At 60.1% G+C, this 18529-nt stretch carries 15 protein-coding genes; 9 read left to right on the forward strand and 6 right to left on the reverse strand.

Annotated features, from left to right (window positions below):
• The first annotated feature begins 73 nt into the window (after nt 1–73).
• From nuoG to nuoN, 8 genes are read left to right on the forward strand one after another with little or no spacing between them, the layout of a single operon-like run.
• Nucleotides 74–2788, forward strand: a complete 2715-nt coding sequence (nuoG, locus tag AC1Z1G_RS16940; protein ID WP_483621171.1) for an NADH-quinone oxidoreductase subunit NuoG — start codon at nt 74–76, stop codon at nt 2786–2788.
• Nucleotides 2785–3792: an NADH-quinone oxidoreductase subunit NuoH gene (gene nuoH, locus AC1Z1G_RS16945; RefSeq protein ID WP_483621172.1), complete on the forward strand. Its 1008-nt coding sequence runs from the start codon at nt 2785–2787 to the stop codon at nt 3790–3792. Before nuoG ends, nuoH begins: the two co-directional genes overlap by 4 nt.
• An 11-nt stretch (nt 3793–3803) precedes the next feature.
• Nucleotides 3804–4352, forward strand: coding sequence for an NADH-quinone oxidoreductase subunit NuoI (nuoI, locus tag AC1Z1G_RS16950; RefSeq protein ID WP_347901037.1), 549 nt, complete (start codon nt 3804–3806; stop codon nt 4350–4352).
• A 9-nt stretch (nt 4353–4361) separates the two neighbouring features.
• Nucleotides 4362–4862: an NADH-quinone oxidoreductase subunit J gene (gene nuoJ, locus AC1Z1G_RS16955; RefSeq protein ID WP_483621173.1), complete on the forward strand. Its 501-nt coding sequence runs from the start codon at nt 4362–4364 to the stop codon at nt 4860–4862.
• 4 nt (nt 4863–4866) lie between these two features.
• The gene (nuoK, locus tag AC1Z1G_RS16960) at nt 4867–5175 is read left to right on the forward strand and encodes an NADH-quinone oxidoreductase subunit NuoK (protein ID WP_003180046.1); all 309 of its coding nucleotides are present in this window, start codon (nt 4867–4869) and stop codon (nt 5173–5175) included.
• Nucleotides 5172–7025 carry an NADH-quinone oxidoreductase subunit L gene (nuoL, locus tag AC1Z1G_RS16965; RefSeq protein ID WP_483621174.1) on the forward strand — a complete coding sequence of 618 codons (1854 nt, stop codon included), beginning with the start codon at nt 5172–5174 and terminating at the stop codon, nt 7023–7025. The genes nuoK and nuoL overlap by 4 nt, the downstream gene beginning before the upstream one ends.
• A 39-nt stretch (nt 7026–7064) precedes the next feature.
• On the forward strand, nt 7065–8597 hold the full coding sequence (nuoM, locus tag AC1Z1G_RS16970) for an NADH-quinone oxidoreductase subunit M (RefSeq protein WP_483621175.1): 1533 nt from the start codon (nt 7065–7067) through the stop codon (nt 8595–8597).
• 7 nt (nt 8598–8604) lie between these two features.
• Nucleotides 8605–10068 carry an NADH-quinone oxidoreductase subunit NuoN gene (nuoN, locus tag AC1Z1G_RS16975; RefSeq protein WP_483621176.1) on the forward strand — a complete coding sequence of 488 codons (1464 nt, stop codon included), beginning with the start codon at nt 8605–8607 and terminating at the stop codon, nt 10066–10068.
• Between the two features lie 286 nt (nt 10069–10354).
• Here nuoN and AC1Z1G_RS16980 read toward each other — a convergent pair whose 3' ends face one another.
• From AC1Z1G_RS16980 to AC1Z1G_RS17005, 6 genes are read right to left on the reverse strand one after another with little or no spacing between them, the layout of a single operon-like run.
• On the reverse strand, nt 10355–12097 hold the full coding sequence (locus AC1Z1G_RS16980) for an ABC transporter substrate-binding protein (protein ID WP_483621177.1): 1743 nt from the start codon (nt 12095–12097) through the stop codon (nt 10355–10357).
• A 48-nt stretch (nt 12098–12145) separates the two neighbouring features.
• On the reverse strand, nt 12146–12418 hold the full coding sequence (locus AC1Z1G_RS16985) for a DUF2160 domain-containing protein (RefSeq protein WP_483621178.1): 273 nt from the start codon (nt 12416–12418) through the stop codon (nt 12146–12148).
• A gap of 10 nt (nt 12419–12428) precedes the next feature.
• Nucleotides 12429–13229 (reverse strand): carbohydrate ABC transporter permease, encoded by an 801-nt coding sequence (locus tag AC1Z1G_RS16990; protein WP_483621179.1) that lies wholly within the window; start codon nt 13227–13229, stop codon nt 12429–12431.
• A gap of 8 nt (nt 13230–13237) precedes the next feature.
• Nucleotides 13238–14104 (reverse strand): carbohydrate ABC transporter permease, encoded by an 867-nt coding sequence (locus tag AC1Z1G_RS16995; protein ID WP_010173085.1) that lies wholly within the window; start codon nt 14102–14104, stop codon nt 13238–13240.
• On the reverse strand, nt 14101–15198 hold the full coding sequence (locus tag AC1Z1G_RS17000) for an ABC transporter ATP-binding protein (protein ID WP_483621180.1): 1098 nt from the start codon (nt 15196–15198) through the stop codon (nt 14101–14103). Before AC1Z1G_RS17000 ends, AC1Z1G_RS16995 begins: the two co-directional genes overlap by 4 nt.
• Nucleotides 15198–16292, reverse strand: a complete 1095-nt coding sequence (locus AC1Z1G_RS17005) for an ABC transporter ATP-binding protein (protein ID WP_483621181.1) — start codon at nt 16290–16292, stop codon at nt 15198–15200. The genes AC1Z1G_RS17000 and AC1Z1G_RS17005 overlap by 1 nt, the downstream gene beginning before the upstream one ends.
• A 382-nt stretch (nt 16293–16674) precedes the next feature.
• On the opposite strand from AC1Z1G_RS17005, the gene AC1Z1G_RS17010 reads away from it, so the two are divergent.
• Nucleotides 16675–18510 carry a sigma-54-dependent Fis family transcriptional regulator gene (locus AC1Z1G_RS17010; protein WP_483621182.1) on the forward strand — a complete coding sequence of 612 codons (1836 nt, stop codon included), beginning with the start codon at nt 16675–16677 and terminating at the stop codon, nt 18508–18510.
• Nucleotides 18511–18529 lie beyond the last annotated feature (19 nt).

Genomic DNA, 18529 nt, shown 5'->3' on the forward strand with positions numbered 1-18529 from the left:
TTTTGATTCGCACGGATAACAAGATTCCATTAGCCACGCCCGCTGACACCGGGCCAACGAAGAACTTTGAACCATGGCCACTATCCACGTAGACGGCAAAGCGCTCGAAGTCGACGGGGCAGACAACCTGTTACAGGCATGTCTGTCGCTAGGCCTCGATATTCCTTACTTCTGCTGGCACCCTGCCCTCGGCAGCGTTGGCGCTTGCCGCCAGTGCGCGGTCAAGCAGTACACCGACGAGAACGACACCCGTGGTCGCATCGTCATGTCCTGCATGACCCCTGCCACCGATGGCACCTGGATCTCCATCGACGATGATGAATCCAAGGCCTTTCGCGCCAGCGTTGTTGAATGGCTGATGACCAACCACCCGCACGACTGCCCGGTCTGTGAGGAAGGCGGTCACTGCCACCTGCAAGACATGACGGTAATGACCGGCCACAACGAGCGCCGTTACCGCTTCACCAAGCGTACCCACCAGAACCAGCAACTGGGCCCGTTCATTTCCCACGAAATGAACCGCTGCATCGCCTGCTATCGCTGCGTACGTTTCTATAAAGACTACGCTGGCGGCACCGATCTCGGCGTATTCGGTGCCCACGACAACGTGTACTTCGGTCGCGTTGAAGACGGCACCCTGGAAAGCGAATTCTCCGGCAACCTCACCGAGGTCTGCCCGACCGGCGTGTTCACCGACAAGACTCACTCCGAGCGCTACAACCGCAAGTGGGACATGCAGTTCTCGCCGAGCATCTGCCATGGCTGCTCCAGCGGTTGCAACATCTCCCCGGGCGAGCGCTACGGTGAACTGCGTCGTATCGAAAACCGCTTCAACGGTTCGGTCAACCAGTACTTCCTGTGCGACCGTGGCCGTTTCGGCTATGGCTACGTCAACCGCGAAGACCGCCCACGTCAGCCACTGCTGGCGGGCGGCGCCAAGCTGAGCCTGGACGAAGCGCTGGACAAAGCCGCTGACCTGCTGCGCGGTCGCAACATCGTTGGTATCGGTTCGCCCCGTGCCAGCCTTGAAAGCAACTACGCACTGCGCGAACTGGTCGGCGCCGAGCACTTCTACTCGGGTATCGAAGCCGCTGAGCTGGAACGCATTCGCCTGGTCCTGCAAGTCCTGAACGACAGCCCGCTGCCCGTTCCGAACATGCGCGACATCGAAGACCACGATGCGATCTTTGTCCTCGGTGAAGACCTGACCCAGACCGCTGCACGCATGGCTTTGTCCCTGCGTCAGTCGGTCAAGGGCAAAGCCGAAGACATGGCCGACGCCATGCGCGTCCAGCCCTGGCTCGACGCCGCAGTGAAAAACATCGGCCAGCACGCACTGAACCCACTGTTCATCGCCAGCCTGGCTGAAACCAAGCTCGACGATATCGCCGAAGAGTGCGTCCACGCTGCTCCCGACGACCTGGCCCGCATCGGTTTCGCCGTGGCTCACGCCCTCGACGCCAGTGCGCCTGCCGTTGAAGGCCTGGACAGTGAAGCCGTTGAACTGGCTCAGCGCATCGCCAATGCCCTGCTGGCCGCCAAGCGTCCGCTGATTATTGCCGGTACTTCGCTGGGTTCCAAAGCGCTGATCGAAGCGGCTGCAAACATTGCAAAAGCCCTGAAGCTGCGCGAGAAGAACGGTTCCATCAGCCTGATCGTGCCAGAGGCCAACAGCCTCGGCCTGGCCATGCTCGGTGGCGAATCGGTTGACGCTGCCCTGCAAGCAGTCATCGACGGTAAGGCCGACGCCATCGTCGTGCTGGAAAACGATCTGTACACCCGCACCGACGCAGCCAAAGTCGATGCCGCCCTGAACGCCGCTAAAGTGGTGATCGTGGCGGACCATCAGAAGACTGCCACCAGCGATCGCGCGCACCTGGTTCTACCAGCCGCCAGCTTCGCTGAAGGCGACGGTACGCTGGTCAGCCAGGAAGGTCGCGCCCAGCGTTTCTTCCAGGTCTTCGACCCGAAATACATGGACGCGAGCATCCTGGTCCACGAAGGCTGGCGCTGGCTGCATGCCCTGCGCGCCACCCTGCTGAACCAACCGATCGACTGGACGCAACTGGACCACGTCACGGCGGCCTGCGCCGCCAGCACGCCGCAACTGGCGCGCATCGTTGACGCCGCACCGTCCGCCACATTCCGCATCAAAGGCATGAAACTGGCCCGCGAACCGCTGCGTTACTCCGGTCGTACCGCCATGCGCGCTGACATCAGCGTGCACGAACCGCGTACCCCGCAAGACAACGACACCGCGTTCGCCTTCTCGATGGAAGGTTACTCGGGTTCGGTCGAACCACGTCAGCAAGTGCCATTCGCCTGGTCGCCGGGCTGGAACTCGCCGCAAGCCTGGAACAAGTTCCAGGACGAAGTCGGCGGTCACATCCGCGCTGGCGACCCGGGCACCCGCCTGATCGAAAGCGCCGGTGATTCGCTGAACTGGTTCGCCAGTGTTCCGCGTGCGTTCAACCCGGCTCAAGGCACCTGGCAAGTCGTGCCGTTCTTCCACCTGTTCGGCAGCGAAGAGAACTCTTCCAAAGCCGCGCCGGTACAAGAACGCATCCCGGCCGCCTATGTGTCGCTGGCCAAGTCCGAAGCCGATCGTCTGGGCGTCAATGACGGTGCCCTGCTGAGCTTGAACGTGGCTGGCCAGACCCTGCGTCTGCCGCTGCGCATCAACGAAGAACTGGGCGCAGGCCTGGTAGCCCTGCCGGCCGGTATCGCAGGCATTCCACCGGCAATCTTCGGAAAATCCGTTGACGGTCTGCAGGAGGCAGCGCAATGACCTGGTTCACCCCTGAAGTGATCGACACGATCATTGCGGTCGTCAAAGCCATCGTGGTGCTGCTGGCCGTCGTGGTCGCCGGCGCCTTGCTGAGCTTCGTCGAACGTCGCCTGCTGGGCTGGTGGCAGGACCGTTACGGTCCGAACCGCGTTGGCCCGTTCGGCATGTTCCAGATTGCTGCCGACATGCTGAAGATGTTCTTCAAGGAAGACTGGACCCCGCCGTTTGCCGACAAGGTGATTTTCACCCTGGCACCGGTCGTGGCCATGAGCGCCTTGCTGATCGCCTTCGCGATCATCCCGATCACCCCGACCTGGGGTGTCGCGGACCTGAACATCGGCCTGCTGTTCTTCTTCGCCATGGCCGGTCTGTCGGTCTACGCGGTGCTGTTCGCCGGCTGGGCGAGTAACAACAAGTTCGCCCTGCTGGGCAGCTTGCGTGCCTCGGCGCAGACCGTGTCCTACGAAGTGTTCATGGGCCTGGCCCTGATGGGCATCGTGGCTCAGGTCGGCTCGTTCAACATGCGCGACATCGTCGAGTACCAGGCCCAGAACCTGTGGTTCATCATTCCGCAGTTCTTCGGCTTCTGTACCTTCTTCATCGCTGGCGTTGCCGTGACTCACCGTCACCCGTTCGACCAGCCGGAAGCGGAACAGGAACTGGCCGACGGTTACCACATTGAATACGCCGGCATGAAATGGGGCATGTTCTTCGTTGGCGAATACATCGGCATCATTCTGATCTCGGCGTTGTTGGTCACCCTGTTCTTCGGTGGCTGGCACGGTCCGTTCGGCATCTTGCCGCAACTGGCGTTCGTCTGGTTCGCGCTGAAGACCGCGTTCTTCATCATGCTGTTCATCCTGCTGCGCGCCTCTATCCCGCGCCCGCGCTATGACCAGGTGATGGACTTCAGCTGGAAATTCTGCCTGCCGCTGACCCTGATCAATTTGCTGGTGACCGCTGCGGTTGTGTTGTTGAACACGCCAGCGGGCGCGGTTCAGTGAGGATTTGACCCATGTTCAAATATATTGGCGACATCGTTAAGGGTACTGGTACCCAGTTGCGCAGCCTGGTGATGGTGTTCGGTCACGGCTTCCGCAAACGCGACACCTTGCAATACCCGGAAGAGGCGGTGTACCTACCGCCGCGCTACCGTGGCCGGATCGTGCTGACCCGTGACCCTGACGGCGAAGAGCGTTGTGTAGCCTGCAACCTGTGCGCCGTGGCGTGCCCGGTAGGCTGCATCTCGCTGCAAAAAGCCGAAACCGACGACGGTCGTTGGTACCCGGAGTTCTTCCGCATCAACTTCTCGCGCTGCATTTTCTGTGGCCTCTGCGAGGAAGCCTGCCCGACCACCGCGATCCAGCTGACACCGGATTTCGAAATGGCCGAGTTCAAGCGTCAGGACCTGGTTTACGAGAAAGAAGATCTGCTGATCTCAGGACCCGGCAAAAACCCTGACTACAACTTCTATCGTGTTGCAGGTATGGCCATTGCCGGTAAGCCAAAAGGCGCCGCGCAAAATGAAGCCGAGCCGATCAACGTGAAGAGCTTGCTGCCTTAAGGAAGAACGATGGAATTCGCTTTCTATTTCGCATCGGGTATCGCGGTGGTGTCCACGCTTCGAGTGATCACCAACACCAACCCTGTGCACGCCCTGCTCTACCTGATTATTTCGCTGATTGCCGTGGCGATGACCTTTTTCAGCCTCGGTGCTCCATTCGCCGGAGTACTGGAAGTGATCGCCTACGCGGGCGCCATCATGGTGCTGTTCGTGTTCGTGGTGATGATGCTGAACCTGGGCCCCGCCTCGGTTCAGCAAGAGCGCGTCTGGCTCAAACCCGGTATCTGGGGTGGCCCGGTCATCCTCGCGGCACTGCTGCTGGCTGAACTGCTGTACGTTCTGTTCAGCCACCCGAGCGGTGCAGCCATCGGTCAAACCACCGTAGACGCCAAGGCCGTGGGCATCAGCCTGTTCGGTCCTTACCTGCTGGTGGTCGAACTCGCCTCGATGCTGCTGCTCGCTGCAGCTGTCACGGCGTTCCATTTGGGCCGCAACGAGGCGAAGGAGTAACACCATGCCTGCTATCCCTCTCGAACATGGTCTGGCCGTCGCCGGCATCCTGTTTTGCCTCGGCCTGGTTGGCCTGATGGTCCGCCGCAACATTCTTTTCGTGTTGATGAGCCTGGAAGTGATGATGAACGCCTCTGCACTGGCCTTCATCGTTGCCGGTGCACGTTGGGCTCAGCCGGATGGGCAGATCATGTTCATCCTGGTGATCAGCCTGGCAGCCGCCGAGGCCAGTATTGGCCTGGCGATCCTGCTGCAACTGTATCGCCGCTTCCACACGCTCGATATCGACGCTGCCAGTGAGATGCGCGGATGAACCTACTCTTTCTGACCTTCGTATTCCCTCTGATCGGTTTCCTGCTGCTGTCGTTTTCTCGCGGGAAGATTTCCGAGAACCTGGCCGCGCTGATCGGCGTCGGCTCCATCGGCCTCTCGGCGATCGTCACTGTTTATGTGATCTGGCAGTTCAACGTCGCGCCGCCTGAAGGCGGTCACTACACCCAGGTGTTGTGGCAGTGGATGGCGGTAGGCGAGTTCAAGCCGAACTTCGCGCTGTATCTGGATGGCCTGTCCGTGACCATGCTGGGTGTGGTCGTCGGCGTGGGCTTTTTGATCCACCTGTTCGCATCCTGGTACATGCGCGGTGAAGATGGCTACTCGCGCTTCTTCGCGTACACCAACCTGTTTATCGCCAGCATGCTGTTCCTGGTGCTGGGCGATAACCTGTTGTTCCTGTACTTCGGCTGGGAAGGCGTGGGCCTGTGCAGCTACCTGTTGATCGGTTTCTACTACAGCAACCGCAACAACGGTAACGCCGCCCTCAAAGCCTTCATCGTCACCCGTATCGGCGACGTGTTCATGGCCATCGGCCTGTTCATCCTGTTCCAGCAACTGCAGACGCTGAACATTCAGGAGCTGCTGGTCCTGGCGCCGCAGAAGTTCCAGGCTGGCGACTTCTGGATCATGCTGGCGACCTTGATGCTGCTGGGTGGTGCTGTCGGTAAATCCGCACAACTGCCGCTGCAAACCTGGCTTGCTGATGCGATGGCCGGCCCTACCCCGGTTTCGGCACTGATCCACGCCGCAACCATGGTCACCGCCGGTGTCTACCTGATCGCCCGTACTCACGGTCTGTTTTCGCTGGCACCAGATGTGCTGCACCTGGTCGGCATCGTCGGCGCCGTGACCCTGGTCCTGGCCGGTTTCGCGGCGCTGGTTCAAACCGACATCAAACGTATCCTCGCCTACTCGACCATGAGCCAGATCGGCTACATGTTCCTGGCGCTGGGCGTCGGTGCCTGGGATGGCGCGATTTTCCACCTGATGACCCACGCCTTCTTCAAGGCCCTGCTGTTCCTTGCTTCCGGTGCGGTGATCGTTGCCTGCCACCACGAGCAGAACATCTTCAAGATGGGCGGCCTGTGGAAGAAACTGCCACTGGCGTACGCCAGCTTCATCGTCGGCGGCGCGGCCCTTGCGGCCCTGCCATTGGTGACCGCAGGTTTCTACTCGAAAGACGAAATCCTCTGGGAAGCCTTCGCCAGCGGCAACCACGGTCTGCTGTATGCAGGTCTGGTGGGTGCCTTCATGACATCGCTGTACACCTTCCGCCTGATCTTCATCGCGTTTCACGGTGAAGCGAAGACCGAAGCCCATGCTGGTCACGGCATTGCTCACTGGCTTCCCCTGTCGGTGCTGATCGTATTGTCGACCGCCATTGGCGCGATGATCGTTCCACCGCTGCACGGCGTGTTGCCAGAAAGCGTCGGCCATGCCGGCGGCGAAGCCAAGCACAGCCTGGAAATCGCTTCGGGCGCCATCGCCCTGGCCGGTATCCTGCTGGCGGCCCTGCTGTTCCTCGGCAAGCGGCGCTTCGTGACGGCCATTGCCAACAGCGGCATCGGTCGCCTGCTCACTGCCTGGTGGTTCGCTGCCTGGGGCTTTGACTGGGTCTACGACAAACTGTTCGTCAAGCCGTACCTTGCGATCAGCCACCTGCTGCGCAAAGACCCGTTCGACCAAACCATCGGTTTGATCCCGCGCATGGCCAAAGGGGGTCACAACGCCCTGAGCCGTACCGAAACAGGTCAACTGCGTTGGTATGCCGCCTCGATGGCTGCTGGTGCCGTGCTGGTTATCGGCGCTGTCGTGCTGGTAGCGGTCTGATATGAACCTTGCGAACTTGCGAAAGGAAACGAGCCCGTCATGATTCTGCCTTGGCTAATCCTGATCCCCTTCATCGGCGGCCTGCTGTGCTGGATGGGTGAACGCTTCGGCGCCACCCTCCCCCGCTGGATTGCGCTGTTGACCATGACCCTGGAACTCGCTCTCGGCCTCTGGCTGTGGGCCCACGGTGATTATTCATTTGCACCGGCGCCTGGCGCCGATCCGACCTGGGCGCTTGAGTTCAAGCATGTCTGGATCGAGCGCTTCGGCATCAGCGTGCACCTGGCCCTCGACGGCCTGTCGCTGTTGATGATCCTGTTGACCGGTCTGCTGGGTGTCCTCTCGGTACTCTGCTCGTGGAAAGAAATCCAGCGTCACGTTGGCTTCTTCCACCTGAACCTGATGTGGATCCTGGGCGGTGTCGTCGGCGTGTTCCTGGCCCTTGACCTGTTCATGTTCTTCTTCTTCTGGGAAATGATGCTGGTGCCGATGTATTTCCTCATCGCGCTCTGGGGTCACAGTTCTTCGGACGGCAAGAAAACCCGGATCTACGCAGCAACCAAGTTCTTCATCTTCACTCAGGCTTCCGGCTTGATCATGCTGGTGGCGATCCTGGGTCTGGTACTGGTCAACTTCAACAGCACAGGCGTGATTACGTTCAACTACGCCGACCTGCTGAAAACCAAGATGTCGATGACCACCGAGTACATCCTGATGCTCGGTTTCTTCATTGCCTTCGCCGTGAAGCTGCCGGTTGTACCGTTCCACTCCTGGCTGCCGGATGCTCACGCACAGGCACCGACCGCAGGTTCTGTTGACCTGGCCGGTATTCTGCTCAAGACCGCGGCTTATGGTCTGCTGCGTTTCGCCCTGCCGTTGTTCCCGAACGCGTCGGCCGAATTCGCGCCGTTCGCCATGGCCCTGGGCCTGGTCGGGATCTTCTACGGTGCGTTCCTGGCCTTCGCCCAGACCGACATCAAGCGTCTGATCGCGTACTCCAGCGTTTCGCACATGGGCTTCGTGCTGATCGGTATCTACTCCGGCAGCCAACTGGCCCTGCAAGGCGCAGTGATCCAGATGCTGGCGCACGGTCTGTCGGCCGCGGCACTCTTTATCCTCAGTGGCCAGCTCTACGAGCGCACCCATACCCGCGACATGCGTGAAATGGGTGGCCTGTGGTCGAAGATCGCCTACCTGCCCGCCATCAGCCTGTTCTTCGCGGCCGCCTCGCTGGGCTTGCCGGGAACCGGTAACTTCGTGGGTGAGTTCCTGATCCTGATCGGCACCTTCGCCGCAGCACCATGGATCACCGTGATCGCAACGTCGGGCCTGGTGTTCGGTTCGGTCTATTCGCTGATCATGATTCACCGTGCCTACTTCGGCCCGTCCAAGTCGGATGCGGTCCTGCATGGCATGGATGCTCGCGAACTGATCATGGTGCTGGGCATCGCGGCACTGCTGGTTTACCTCGGCGTGTACCCGCAACCGTTCCTCGATACCTCTGCCGCTACGATGCATGGCGTGCAGCAATGGCTCGGCACCGCCTTCACTCAACTCGCTTCGGCCCGGTAAGAGCGCTATGGAATTCACGATTCAACACTTTATCGCGCTTGCGCCGTTGTTGATCACCAGCGCCACGATCATCGTGGTGATGCTGGCTATCGCCTGGCGCCGCAACCACTCACAGACCTTCCTGCTGTCGGTGGCAGGTCTTAACCTGGCCCTGCTGTCGATCCTGCCAGCCTTGAAAGTCGCGCCTCTGGCCGTGACACCACTGCTGCAAATCGACAGCTTCGCCTGCCTGTACATGGCGCTGATCCTGGTCGCCACCCTCGCCTGCGTTACCCTCGCCCACGCCTACCTCGGCGATGGCGGTTCGGGTTACCCAGGCAACCGTGAAGAACTGTACCTGCTGATCCTGATGGCCGCCGCTGGTGGCCTGGTTCTGGTCAGCGCGCAGCACCTGGCCGGGTTGTTCATTGGCCTGGAACTGCTGTCGGTGCCGGTCTACGGTCTGGTGGCGTATGCCTTCTTCAACAAGCGCTCCCTGGAAGCTGGCATCAAGTACATGGTGCTGTCGGCCGCCGGTTCCGCGTTCCTGTTGTTCGGCATGGCCCTGCTCTACGCCGAAGCCGGCACCCTGAGCTTCAGCGGTATCGGCATGGCGCTGGAGGCCTCTGGCCTGCCAAGCCCGCTGGCGCAACTGGGCCTGGGCATGATGCTGATCGGCCTGGCGTTCAAACTGTCGCTGGTACCGTTCCACCTCTGGACACCGGACGTCTACGAAGGTGCTCCGGCACCGGTCGCTGCGTTCCTGGCGACCGCTTCCAAAGTCGCGGTGTTCGCGGTGATGGTGCGCTTGTTCCAGATGTCGCCCGTGGCCAGCAGTGGTGTGTTGAGCACCGTACTGACCGTGATCGCGATTGCTTCGATCCTGTTCGGTAACCTGCTGGCACTGACCCAAAGCAACCTCAAGCGTCTGCTGGGTTACTCCTCCATCGCGCACTTCGGTTACCTGTTGATTGCCCTGGTGGCGAGCAAGGGTCTGGCCATGGAAGCCATCGGCGTGTATCTGGTCACCTACGTGATCACCAGCCTGGGCGCCTTCGGTGTCATCACCCTGATGTCCTCGCCGTACAACGGCCGTGACGCGGATGCCCTGTACGAATACCGTGGCCTGTTCTGGCGCCGTCCGTACCTGACCGCCGTGCTGACCGTGATGATGCTGTCGCTGGCGGGCATCCCGCTGACCGCAGGCTTCATCGGCAAGTTCTACATCATTGCCACAGGCGTCGAAGCTCACCAATGGTGGCTGGTCGGGTCCTTGGTATTGGGCAGCGCCATTGGCGTGTTCTACTACCTGCGCGTGATGGTCACCCTGTACCTGATCGAGCCAAACCTGCGTCGCCACGATGCCCAGTTGCACTGGGAACAGCGCACCGGTGGCGTGATGCTGCTGGCAATCGCACTGCTGGCGTTCTTCCTCGGCGTGTACCCACAACCGCTGCTGGCACTGGTTCAGCAAGCAGGCCTGGCGGGTTGATCGCTTAGATCACACGCAGTTGAAAACAGAGACGGCACCTTCGGGTGCCGTTTTTTGTGGCCAGGGAGCAGTGATTAAGGGTGGTTGGTTCGGGCTCAAGAAGTCTGTTGTCTGGAAGGGCCTCTTCGCGAGCAAGCCCGCTCCCACAGTAGGTCGGGGGTTGTTCACAAGTGGCGTGTTCGCAGTAGATCCACTGTGGGAGCGGGCTTGCTCGCGAAAGCGGTCTATCACTCACCAATGAAAACGGCACCTTGCGGTGCCGTTAAGCATTACACGGTCCAATCGCTTAATTGCGCGCCGCTTCCCACGACTTGATCAGCTCGTTGTAGCTCACGGTTTCACCTTTAGGCTTCTCGTTCGCCAGTTTCGGTTTCGGTGCACCCGGCTGATCAAACCAGTACTGTGCGTCCCGCTCTTCGTTCAGCTTGGGCCCACACACCGGCTGCACTTTGGAGCGTTCAAGGCGCGCCATAATCGCGTCCTGATCCTTGGCCAGGCCATCCAGCGCTTGCTGTGGGGTTTTCTCGCCACTGGCCGCTTCGGCGATGTGGCTCCACCACAGTTGGGCCAAACGCGGATAATCCGGTACGTTGGTCCCGGTCGGGGTCCACTGCACGCGGGCCGGGCTGCGGTAGAACTCCACCAGCCCACCGAGCTTTGGCGCCAGGTCGGTCATGGCCTGGGAGTTGATATCCGACTCGCGAATCGGCGTCAGGCCAACAATGGTTTTCTTCAGCGAAACGGTTTTTGAAGTCACGAATTGCGCGTAGAGCCAGGCCGCGAGCTTTTGTTTCTCAGGTGTGGACTTGAGGAAGGTCCAGGAACCGGTGTCCTGATACCCAAGCTTCATGCCCTCCTCCCAATACGGACCTTTTGGCGAAGGCGCCATGCGCCATTTCGGTGTGCCATCGGCGTTCATCACCGGCAAGCCCGGTTTGGTCATGTCGGCGGTAAACGCGGTGTACCAGAAAATCTGCTGGGCGATGTTGCCCTGGGACGGCACCGGCCCCGACTCGGAGAACGTCATGCCTTGCGCCTCGGGCGGTGCGTAGGCGCGCATCCAGTCAACGTATTTCTGCGTGGCATAAACCGCCGCGGGCCCGTTGGTGTCGCCGCCACGGGTCACGCTGGAGCCCACCGGGTGGCAGTCCTCCACGCGAATACCCCATTCGTCCACCGGCAAGCCATTGGGCAAGCCTTTGTCGCCGCCGCCCGCCATGGAGAACCAGGCATCGGTGAAGCGCCAACCCAGTGACGGGTCTTTCTTGCCGTAATCCATATGACCGTAAACACGCTTGCCGTCGATTTCCTTGATGTCCTCGGTGAAGAACTTGGCAATGTCTTCATACGCCGACCAATTCACCGGCACGCCCAGCTCATAGCCGTACTTCTCCTTGAACTGGGCCTTGAGGTCCGCCCGTTCGAACCAGTCGGCACGGAACCAATAGAGGTTGGCGAACTGCTGGTCGGGCAGTTGATAAATCTTGCCGTCCGGCGCCGTGGTGAAGGAAATGCCGATGAAGTCCTTGATGTCCAGGGTCGGCAAGGTGTAATCCTTGCCTTCATTGGCCATCAGGTCAGTGATCGACTCAGTCTTGCCGTAGCGAAAGTGCGTGCCAATCAGGTCTGAGTCGTTGACCCAGCCGTCATAGATGTTCTTGTCCGATTGCATCTGGGTTTGCAACTTTTCCACCACATCGCCTTCTTGCAGCAAGTCGTGGGTCAGCTTGATCCCGGTGATTTCGGTGAAGGCCTTGGCCAACACCTTGGACTCGTACTCGTGAGTGGCGATAGTTTCCGAGACCACATTGATCTTCATCCCGCGAAACGGCTCGGACGCCTTGATGAACCACTTCAATTCTTCAAGCTGCTGGGCTTCGGTCAAGGTAGACGGCTTGAACTCGCTACCCATCCACTTTTTGGCGGCGTCTTCATAGGCGTCGGCCCAGGCCGCAGCGCTCAACCCGCTGAGTGCCAGCAGGGCTGCCAATGAAACGCTATGTCGCAGCTTATTGTTTTTGTCGAACATAGAGACCTCCTGTTTGGATTTCCAGACATTGGCGCCGATCGATTTCGACTAGCCCCAACGCATCACCGCCAACAACCACACCAGAGACAGCGCGGACGCCACCCAGATGCTCCAGCCAGTCGCGCCAATCACCAGCAAATGCAGGTAGGCGCTCCCGAGAAGACCGATAAACAACCGATCACCCCGGGTGGTGCTGATCGGTAAAAAGCCGCGTCGCGGGACGCTCGGCGAACGCAGCTCCCAGGTGGTCATGCCCGCCAGCAGCACGCCAATGACCCCAAAAAACGCGGCTGTCGGAGTGGTCCAGGCCATCCATTCCATCATCAGTTCCTCACACCCGGCCCAGGGCAAAGCCCTTGGCCACATGGTTACGGACAAACCAGATCACCAACATGCCCGGCAGGATGGTCAGCACCCCGGCCGCCGCCAGTACGCCCCAGTCAATACCCGACGCCGACACCGTGCGGGTCATCACCGCCGCAATCGGCTTGGCGTTCACCGAGGTCAGCGTGCGCGCCAGCAGCAGTTCGACCCAGGAAAACATGAAGCAGAAAAACGCCGTCACACCGATGCCCGAGCCAATCAGAGGGATGAAAATCTTCACGAAGAACCTGGGAAAACTGTAGCCGTCGATGTAGGCGGTTTCGTCGATTTCCTTCGGCACCCCGGACATGAAGCCCTCAAGAATCCACACCGCCAGCGGCACATTGAACAGGCAGTGCGCCAACGCCACCGCAATGTGGGTGTCGAACAGGCCGATAGACGAATAGAGCTGAAAGAACGGCAGCAGGAACACCGCCGGCGGCGCCATGCGGTTGGTCAGCAGCCAGAAGAACAGGTGCTTGTCGCCAAGAAACCGATAGCGCGAAAACGCATACGCTGCCGGCAGCGCCACGCTCAGGGAGATCACCGTGTTCAGGCTCACGTAATACAGCGAGTTCAGGTAGCCGGTGTACCAGCTCGGGTCGGTGAAAATCACCTTGTAGTTGGCCAGGGTGAAATCCTGGGGAAACAGCGTCAGGCCACCGAGGATTTCGGTGTTGCTCTTGAACGACATGTTCAGCAACCAATAGATCGGCACCAGCAGGAACAGGATGTAGATCAACAGAGGCACTAACTTTCGTTTAGTCATGGCAGGCCTCAGCGGTTGGCATCGGAGTGGGTCATGGCGGTGTAGAACAGCCAGGACACCAGCAGGATGATCAGGAAGTACACCAGTGAAAACGCCGCCGCAGGCCCCAGGTCGAACTGGCCGACCGCCATTTGGGTCAGGGTCTGGCTGAGGAACGTCGTCGCGTTGCCCGGCCCGCCGCCCGTCAGCACGAACGGTTCGGTGTAGATCATGAAGCTGTCCATGAAGCGCAGCATCACCGCGATCAGCAGCACGCTCTTGAGCTTGGGCAACTGGATGTGTCGGAACACCGCCCAACTCGATGCCCGGTCAATCCGCGCGGCCTGGTAATACACGTCCGGAATGGCCCGCAACCCCGAAAAACACAACAGCGCCACCAGCGAGGTCCAGTGCCAGACGTCCATCACCAGCACCGTGACCCAGGCGTCCATGGTGTTGGCCGCATAGTTGTAGCTGATGCCCATGGCGTTCAGCGTCGAGCCGAGCAACCCGATATCGGCCCGGCCAAAAATCTGCCAGATAGTACCGACCACGTTCCACGGGATCAGCAGCGGAATCGCCATGACGATCAGCACCAACGACGACCAGCGCCCCTTGGTCGGCATGGTCAGGGCGATGGCGATGCCCAGCGGAATCTCGATCAGCAGCACGCAGGCGGAATAGATGAACTGGCGCAACAGCGAATCATGCAGACGCGGGTCAAGCAGCACCTGCTTGTACCAGTCGGCACCGACGAAGTAGCGGCTCGACTGGTCGAAAATGTCCTGCACCGAGTAATTGACCACCGTCATCATCGGGATCACGGCACTGAACGCCACCAGCAGGAACACCGGTAATACCAGCCACCAGGCCTTGTTGTTCTGCACCTTGTTCATGGCTGGACCTCCAGCAAATAGTCATCGGCATAGACCATCAGCCACTGCGCCGGAAAGCTGATGTACGCCGTGCCCTGCGGCACCGGTTTGTCTTCCGTCAGGCGTACTTTGAGCGGTACGCCATCCAGGTTCAGGGTCATGATTTTGTAGGTACCCAGGTCTTCGACGTGTACCACTTCGGCTTGCAGCGCTTCTTCATAAGGCTCATCCCAGACGTGGACGAACTCCGGGCGAATCCCCACTTTCAGGGTTTTCCAGTCGGTTTCGGCGATACGGCGCTGCAAGGATTCGGACAACGGCAAGTCGGTCGAGCCGAAGCTCACACCACCAGCACTCGGCATGACATCCATCAGATTCATCCCCGGACTGCCGATGAAATAGCCGACAAAGGTGTGGCTCGGCCGCTCGAACAGCTCTCGCGGCGTGCCAAACTGCACGATCTGCCCGCCATACATCACCGCGATCTTGTCGGCGAAGGTCGAGGCTTCGAGCTGATCGTGAGTCACGTAGACCATGGTGATGTTGAACTGCTCATGGATCTGCTTGAGCTTGCGTCGCAGCTTCCACTTCAAATGCGGGTCGATCACCGTCAGCGGCTCGTCGAAGAGGATCGCCGACACGTCGTCACGCACCAGCCCACGGCCCATGGAGACTTTTTGCTTTTCATCGGCGCTGAGGTTGCGGGCCTTCTTGTACAGCAGTGTCTGCAAGTCGAGGACTTCAGCGATTTCCTGCACTTTGCTGTGAACTTTCGCCTCAGCCATACCCTGATTGCGCAGCGGAAACGCCAGGTTGTCGAACACCGTCATGGTGTCGTAGACCACCGGAAACTGGAAAACCTGGGCGATGTTGCGTTTCTCCGGGGTCAGTTGATTAACCACTGTGTTGTCAAACAGCACCTGGCCTTCCGAAGGGCTGAGCAGGCCGGAGATGATGTTGAGCAAAGTCGACTTGCCGCACCCGGACGGCCCGAGCAAGGCATAGGCGCCGCCCTGCTCCCAGACGTGATTCATCTCGCGAATCGCGTAATCCTCAGGCCCGGCAGGCGTGCGGGTGTAGCTGTGGGCAAGGTTCTGCAAATGGATTTCGGCCATCAGGCAACCCTCGCAACGCGGCGCCCGGGAGCCTGGAGCAGCCGCCCCTGGCCATCGAACACAAACAGTTTGTGGGTCGGAATGTAGATACGAATCGGCGCATCGACGTCGTATTCGTGGACCCCAGGCAAGTGCAGCACCAGCAGGAAATGCTCGTTGCGTACGTGCAGGAACGTTTCCGACCCGCTGATTTCCGCCACCTCCACGGTCACGGCCAACTCCAGGTCATCGTCGTTGCTGGGCACCAGCGAGATGTGGCTGGGGCGCACGCCAAAGCGGAACTCGCCCTCGCCCACCGGGCGCAAATCGACGTTCAACGGGAAGTGCACAAAATTGGCGAAGCTCACCTCGTTACCGGCAATGCGCCCCGGCATCAGGTTGATCGGCGGCTCCGAAAACAGCTCGGCGGCCAGCACGGTTTGCGGCTGGTGATAGACCTCGGCGGTGTTGCCGCTCTGGATCACCCGCCCCTCGTGAAGAATGGTCGTGGTGCCACCCAGCGCCAGCGCTTCGTTGGGTTCAGTGGTGGCGTAGACGGCAATGGTGTGGCGTGCCTTGAACAGCTCACGCATTTCCTGGCGCAGTTCTTCGCGCAGCTTGTAGTCGAGGTTCACCAACGGTTCGTCGAACAGAATCAGCTCGGCGTCCTTGACCAGCGCCCGCGCCATCGCGGTGCGTTGCTGCTGGCCGCCCGACAGTTCCAGTGGATGGCGTTGCAGGAATTTCTCGATGCGCAGCATGCGCGCGGTTTCCAGCACTTTGCTCTGGATCAGCTCGGCCGGGACCCCAGCCTGGCGCAACGGCGAGGCGATGTTTTCGAACACGGTCATGGTCGGGTAGTTGATGAACTGTTGATAGACCAGCGACACGTTGCGCAGCCGTACCGGGCGCCGGGTGACATCCACGCCATTCATCAGGATGCGCCCGCTGTCAGGCTTGTCGAGACCGGCCATCAAGCGCATCAGGCTGGTCTTGCCGGACAGCGTGCGCCCCAGCAAGACATTGAAAGAACCGGGTTCAAAGCGCAGGTTCGCATCGTCGATCCAGGCTTGACCCTCGACGGTGCGACTGACGTGCTCCAGCGTTAATGACATGGCTCGGCCTTTTTATTGTTGGCGTCAGGCGACCGGAGCAACAGAGCGACATTCGTGCCAGAAATCCCAAGCGATTGATCTGGCTGAATATTCATTGAAAAGATCGAAAAACCGCATTCGCGGCTGAACAGAAATGAACAACCGTGAGTGAACACTTGAACAGTGCCGCGTTTGACTTTGAACAGTTGTGAACAACACTCTGTCGATACTTTTTGCGCAAAAATCCTGTGGGAGCGGGCTTGCTCGCGAATGCGGTGGATCAGTCAATATCGCTGTTGAATGACACACCGCATTCGCGAGCAAGCCCGCTCCCACCGTTAGGGCTGCGCCGTTTGAGATACCTATAACAACAATAAAAACGCTGTTTCAGAGGCTGACTGCCATGGCCGCACCTGCCCCGCCGCTGTCCCACGACGCGATCGTCCAGAGCTCCTGGTCACGGTGCCGCGCGTTCGGTCTCAACCATCAAAGCGCCCCAGCCTTCGATCAATTGCCCGCCGAAGGCATCTCGCGCTTGTTGGAAAGCCAGCATTCACTGGTGCAAACCACCCATCAGGAGGTCCTGCTCTACTACGAAAACATCCTCAGCAACTCCAACTGCCTGATCATGCTCGCCGACAATCAGGGCCAGGTGCTGACCTCCTGGGGCACTCAACGGTTTATCGAGCCGGGCCTGAGCCGGGGTTTCAGCGCCGGCGCCAGTTGGCGGGAACAGTGCAGCGGCACCAACGCGATTGGCACTGCGCTGGCCTGCGAGCAAGCGGTGCACATCGAACACGATGAGCATTTTCTCAAGGCCAACCGTTTCATGACGGGCTCGGCGGCGCCAATCTTCGACGCCGAACGCAAGGTCATCGCGGTGCTGGACGTGTCCAGCGACAGCTACCTGCCGCCCTCCCACACCCTGGGCATGGTCAAGATGATGAGCCAGACCGTGGAGAACCGGCTGATTCTCAACCTGTTCAAGGGCGAACACTTTCAACTGGTGTTCAACACCGGCCTGAACAACCTCGACAGCCAATGGGCCGGGTTGTTGATTTTCGATGAAAGCGGCCTGGTGCTCTCGGCCAACCGCCGGGCCGATAATTTGCTGGGCGTCAGCCTGTCGCGGGTCAGCGTCGAAAGCCTGTTCAAGGTGTCGTTGCTCGAACTGCTGAACCAGCCCGACGGCCAGCCCTTTGCCTTGCAGACATCCGGGTGCAATCGCTTTCATTGCCTGCTCAGGCGCCCCCGACTGCGACCTGTTCAAGCGCGCGTGTTCACCGCGCCGCCCGGCCCTGCGCCAGAAGCTATCAGCCTTGGCACCTTGCACTTCGGTGACCGTCGCGTGGAAAAAGCCGTACGCCAGGCCGAGCGGTTACTGGAGAAAGACATTCCGCTGCTGATCCATGGCGAAACCGGCGTGGGCAAGGAAGTCTTCGTCAAAGCCTTGCACCAGGCCAGCTCCCGTAGCAAACAGCCGTTCATTGCCGTCAATTGCGCGGCGATCCCCGCCGAACTGGTGGAATCCGAGCTGTTTGGCTACGAAAAAGGCGCGTTCACCGGGGCCCACCATAAAGGCAGCATCGGGCTGATTCGCAAGGCAGACAAAGGCACGCTGTTCCTCGATGAGATCGGTGACATGCCACTGCCGACCCAGGCTCGATTGTTGCGGGTTTTGCAGGAGCGCTGCGTGCAACCGGTGGGCAGCAGCGAGCTGTTCGCGGTGGATATTCGCATTATCTCGGCCACCAACCGTTCGTTGCGCGAGCAGGTTCAGCTCGGGCGCTTTCGCGAGGACCTGTATTACCGCATCGGTGGTTTGACCCTGGAGTTGCCGCCCCTGCGCGAACGCAGCGACAAACCGGCGCTGTTCAAGCGCTTGTGGGAACAGCACCGCGAACCCGGGCAATGGGCCGGACTGGCCCCGGAGGTGATGGCGCTGTTCGAACGTCATCCGTGGCCGGGGAATCTGCGCCAGGTCAGCAGCGTGATGCAGGTGGCGCTGGCCATGGCCGAGGATCAGCCAATCGGACTTGAGCATTTGCCGGATGATTTTTTTGCGGATCTGGGAATGGAGCCTGTCGAGACACCCGCGCCACTGGCGGTGGATTTGAATGATGCCGAGGATTTGAATCGGCAGTTGCAGGCGGCTGGGGGGAATATTTCCCACTTGGCGCGCAGATTGGGGGTGAGCAGGAATACCCTCTACAAGCGGTTGCGCCAACTTGGGGATTGAGTGAACCGCTTTTCCCTCA

This window comes from Pseudomonas sp. JL27(2026), from assembly GCF_056933555.1.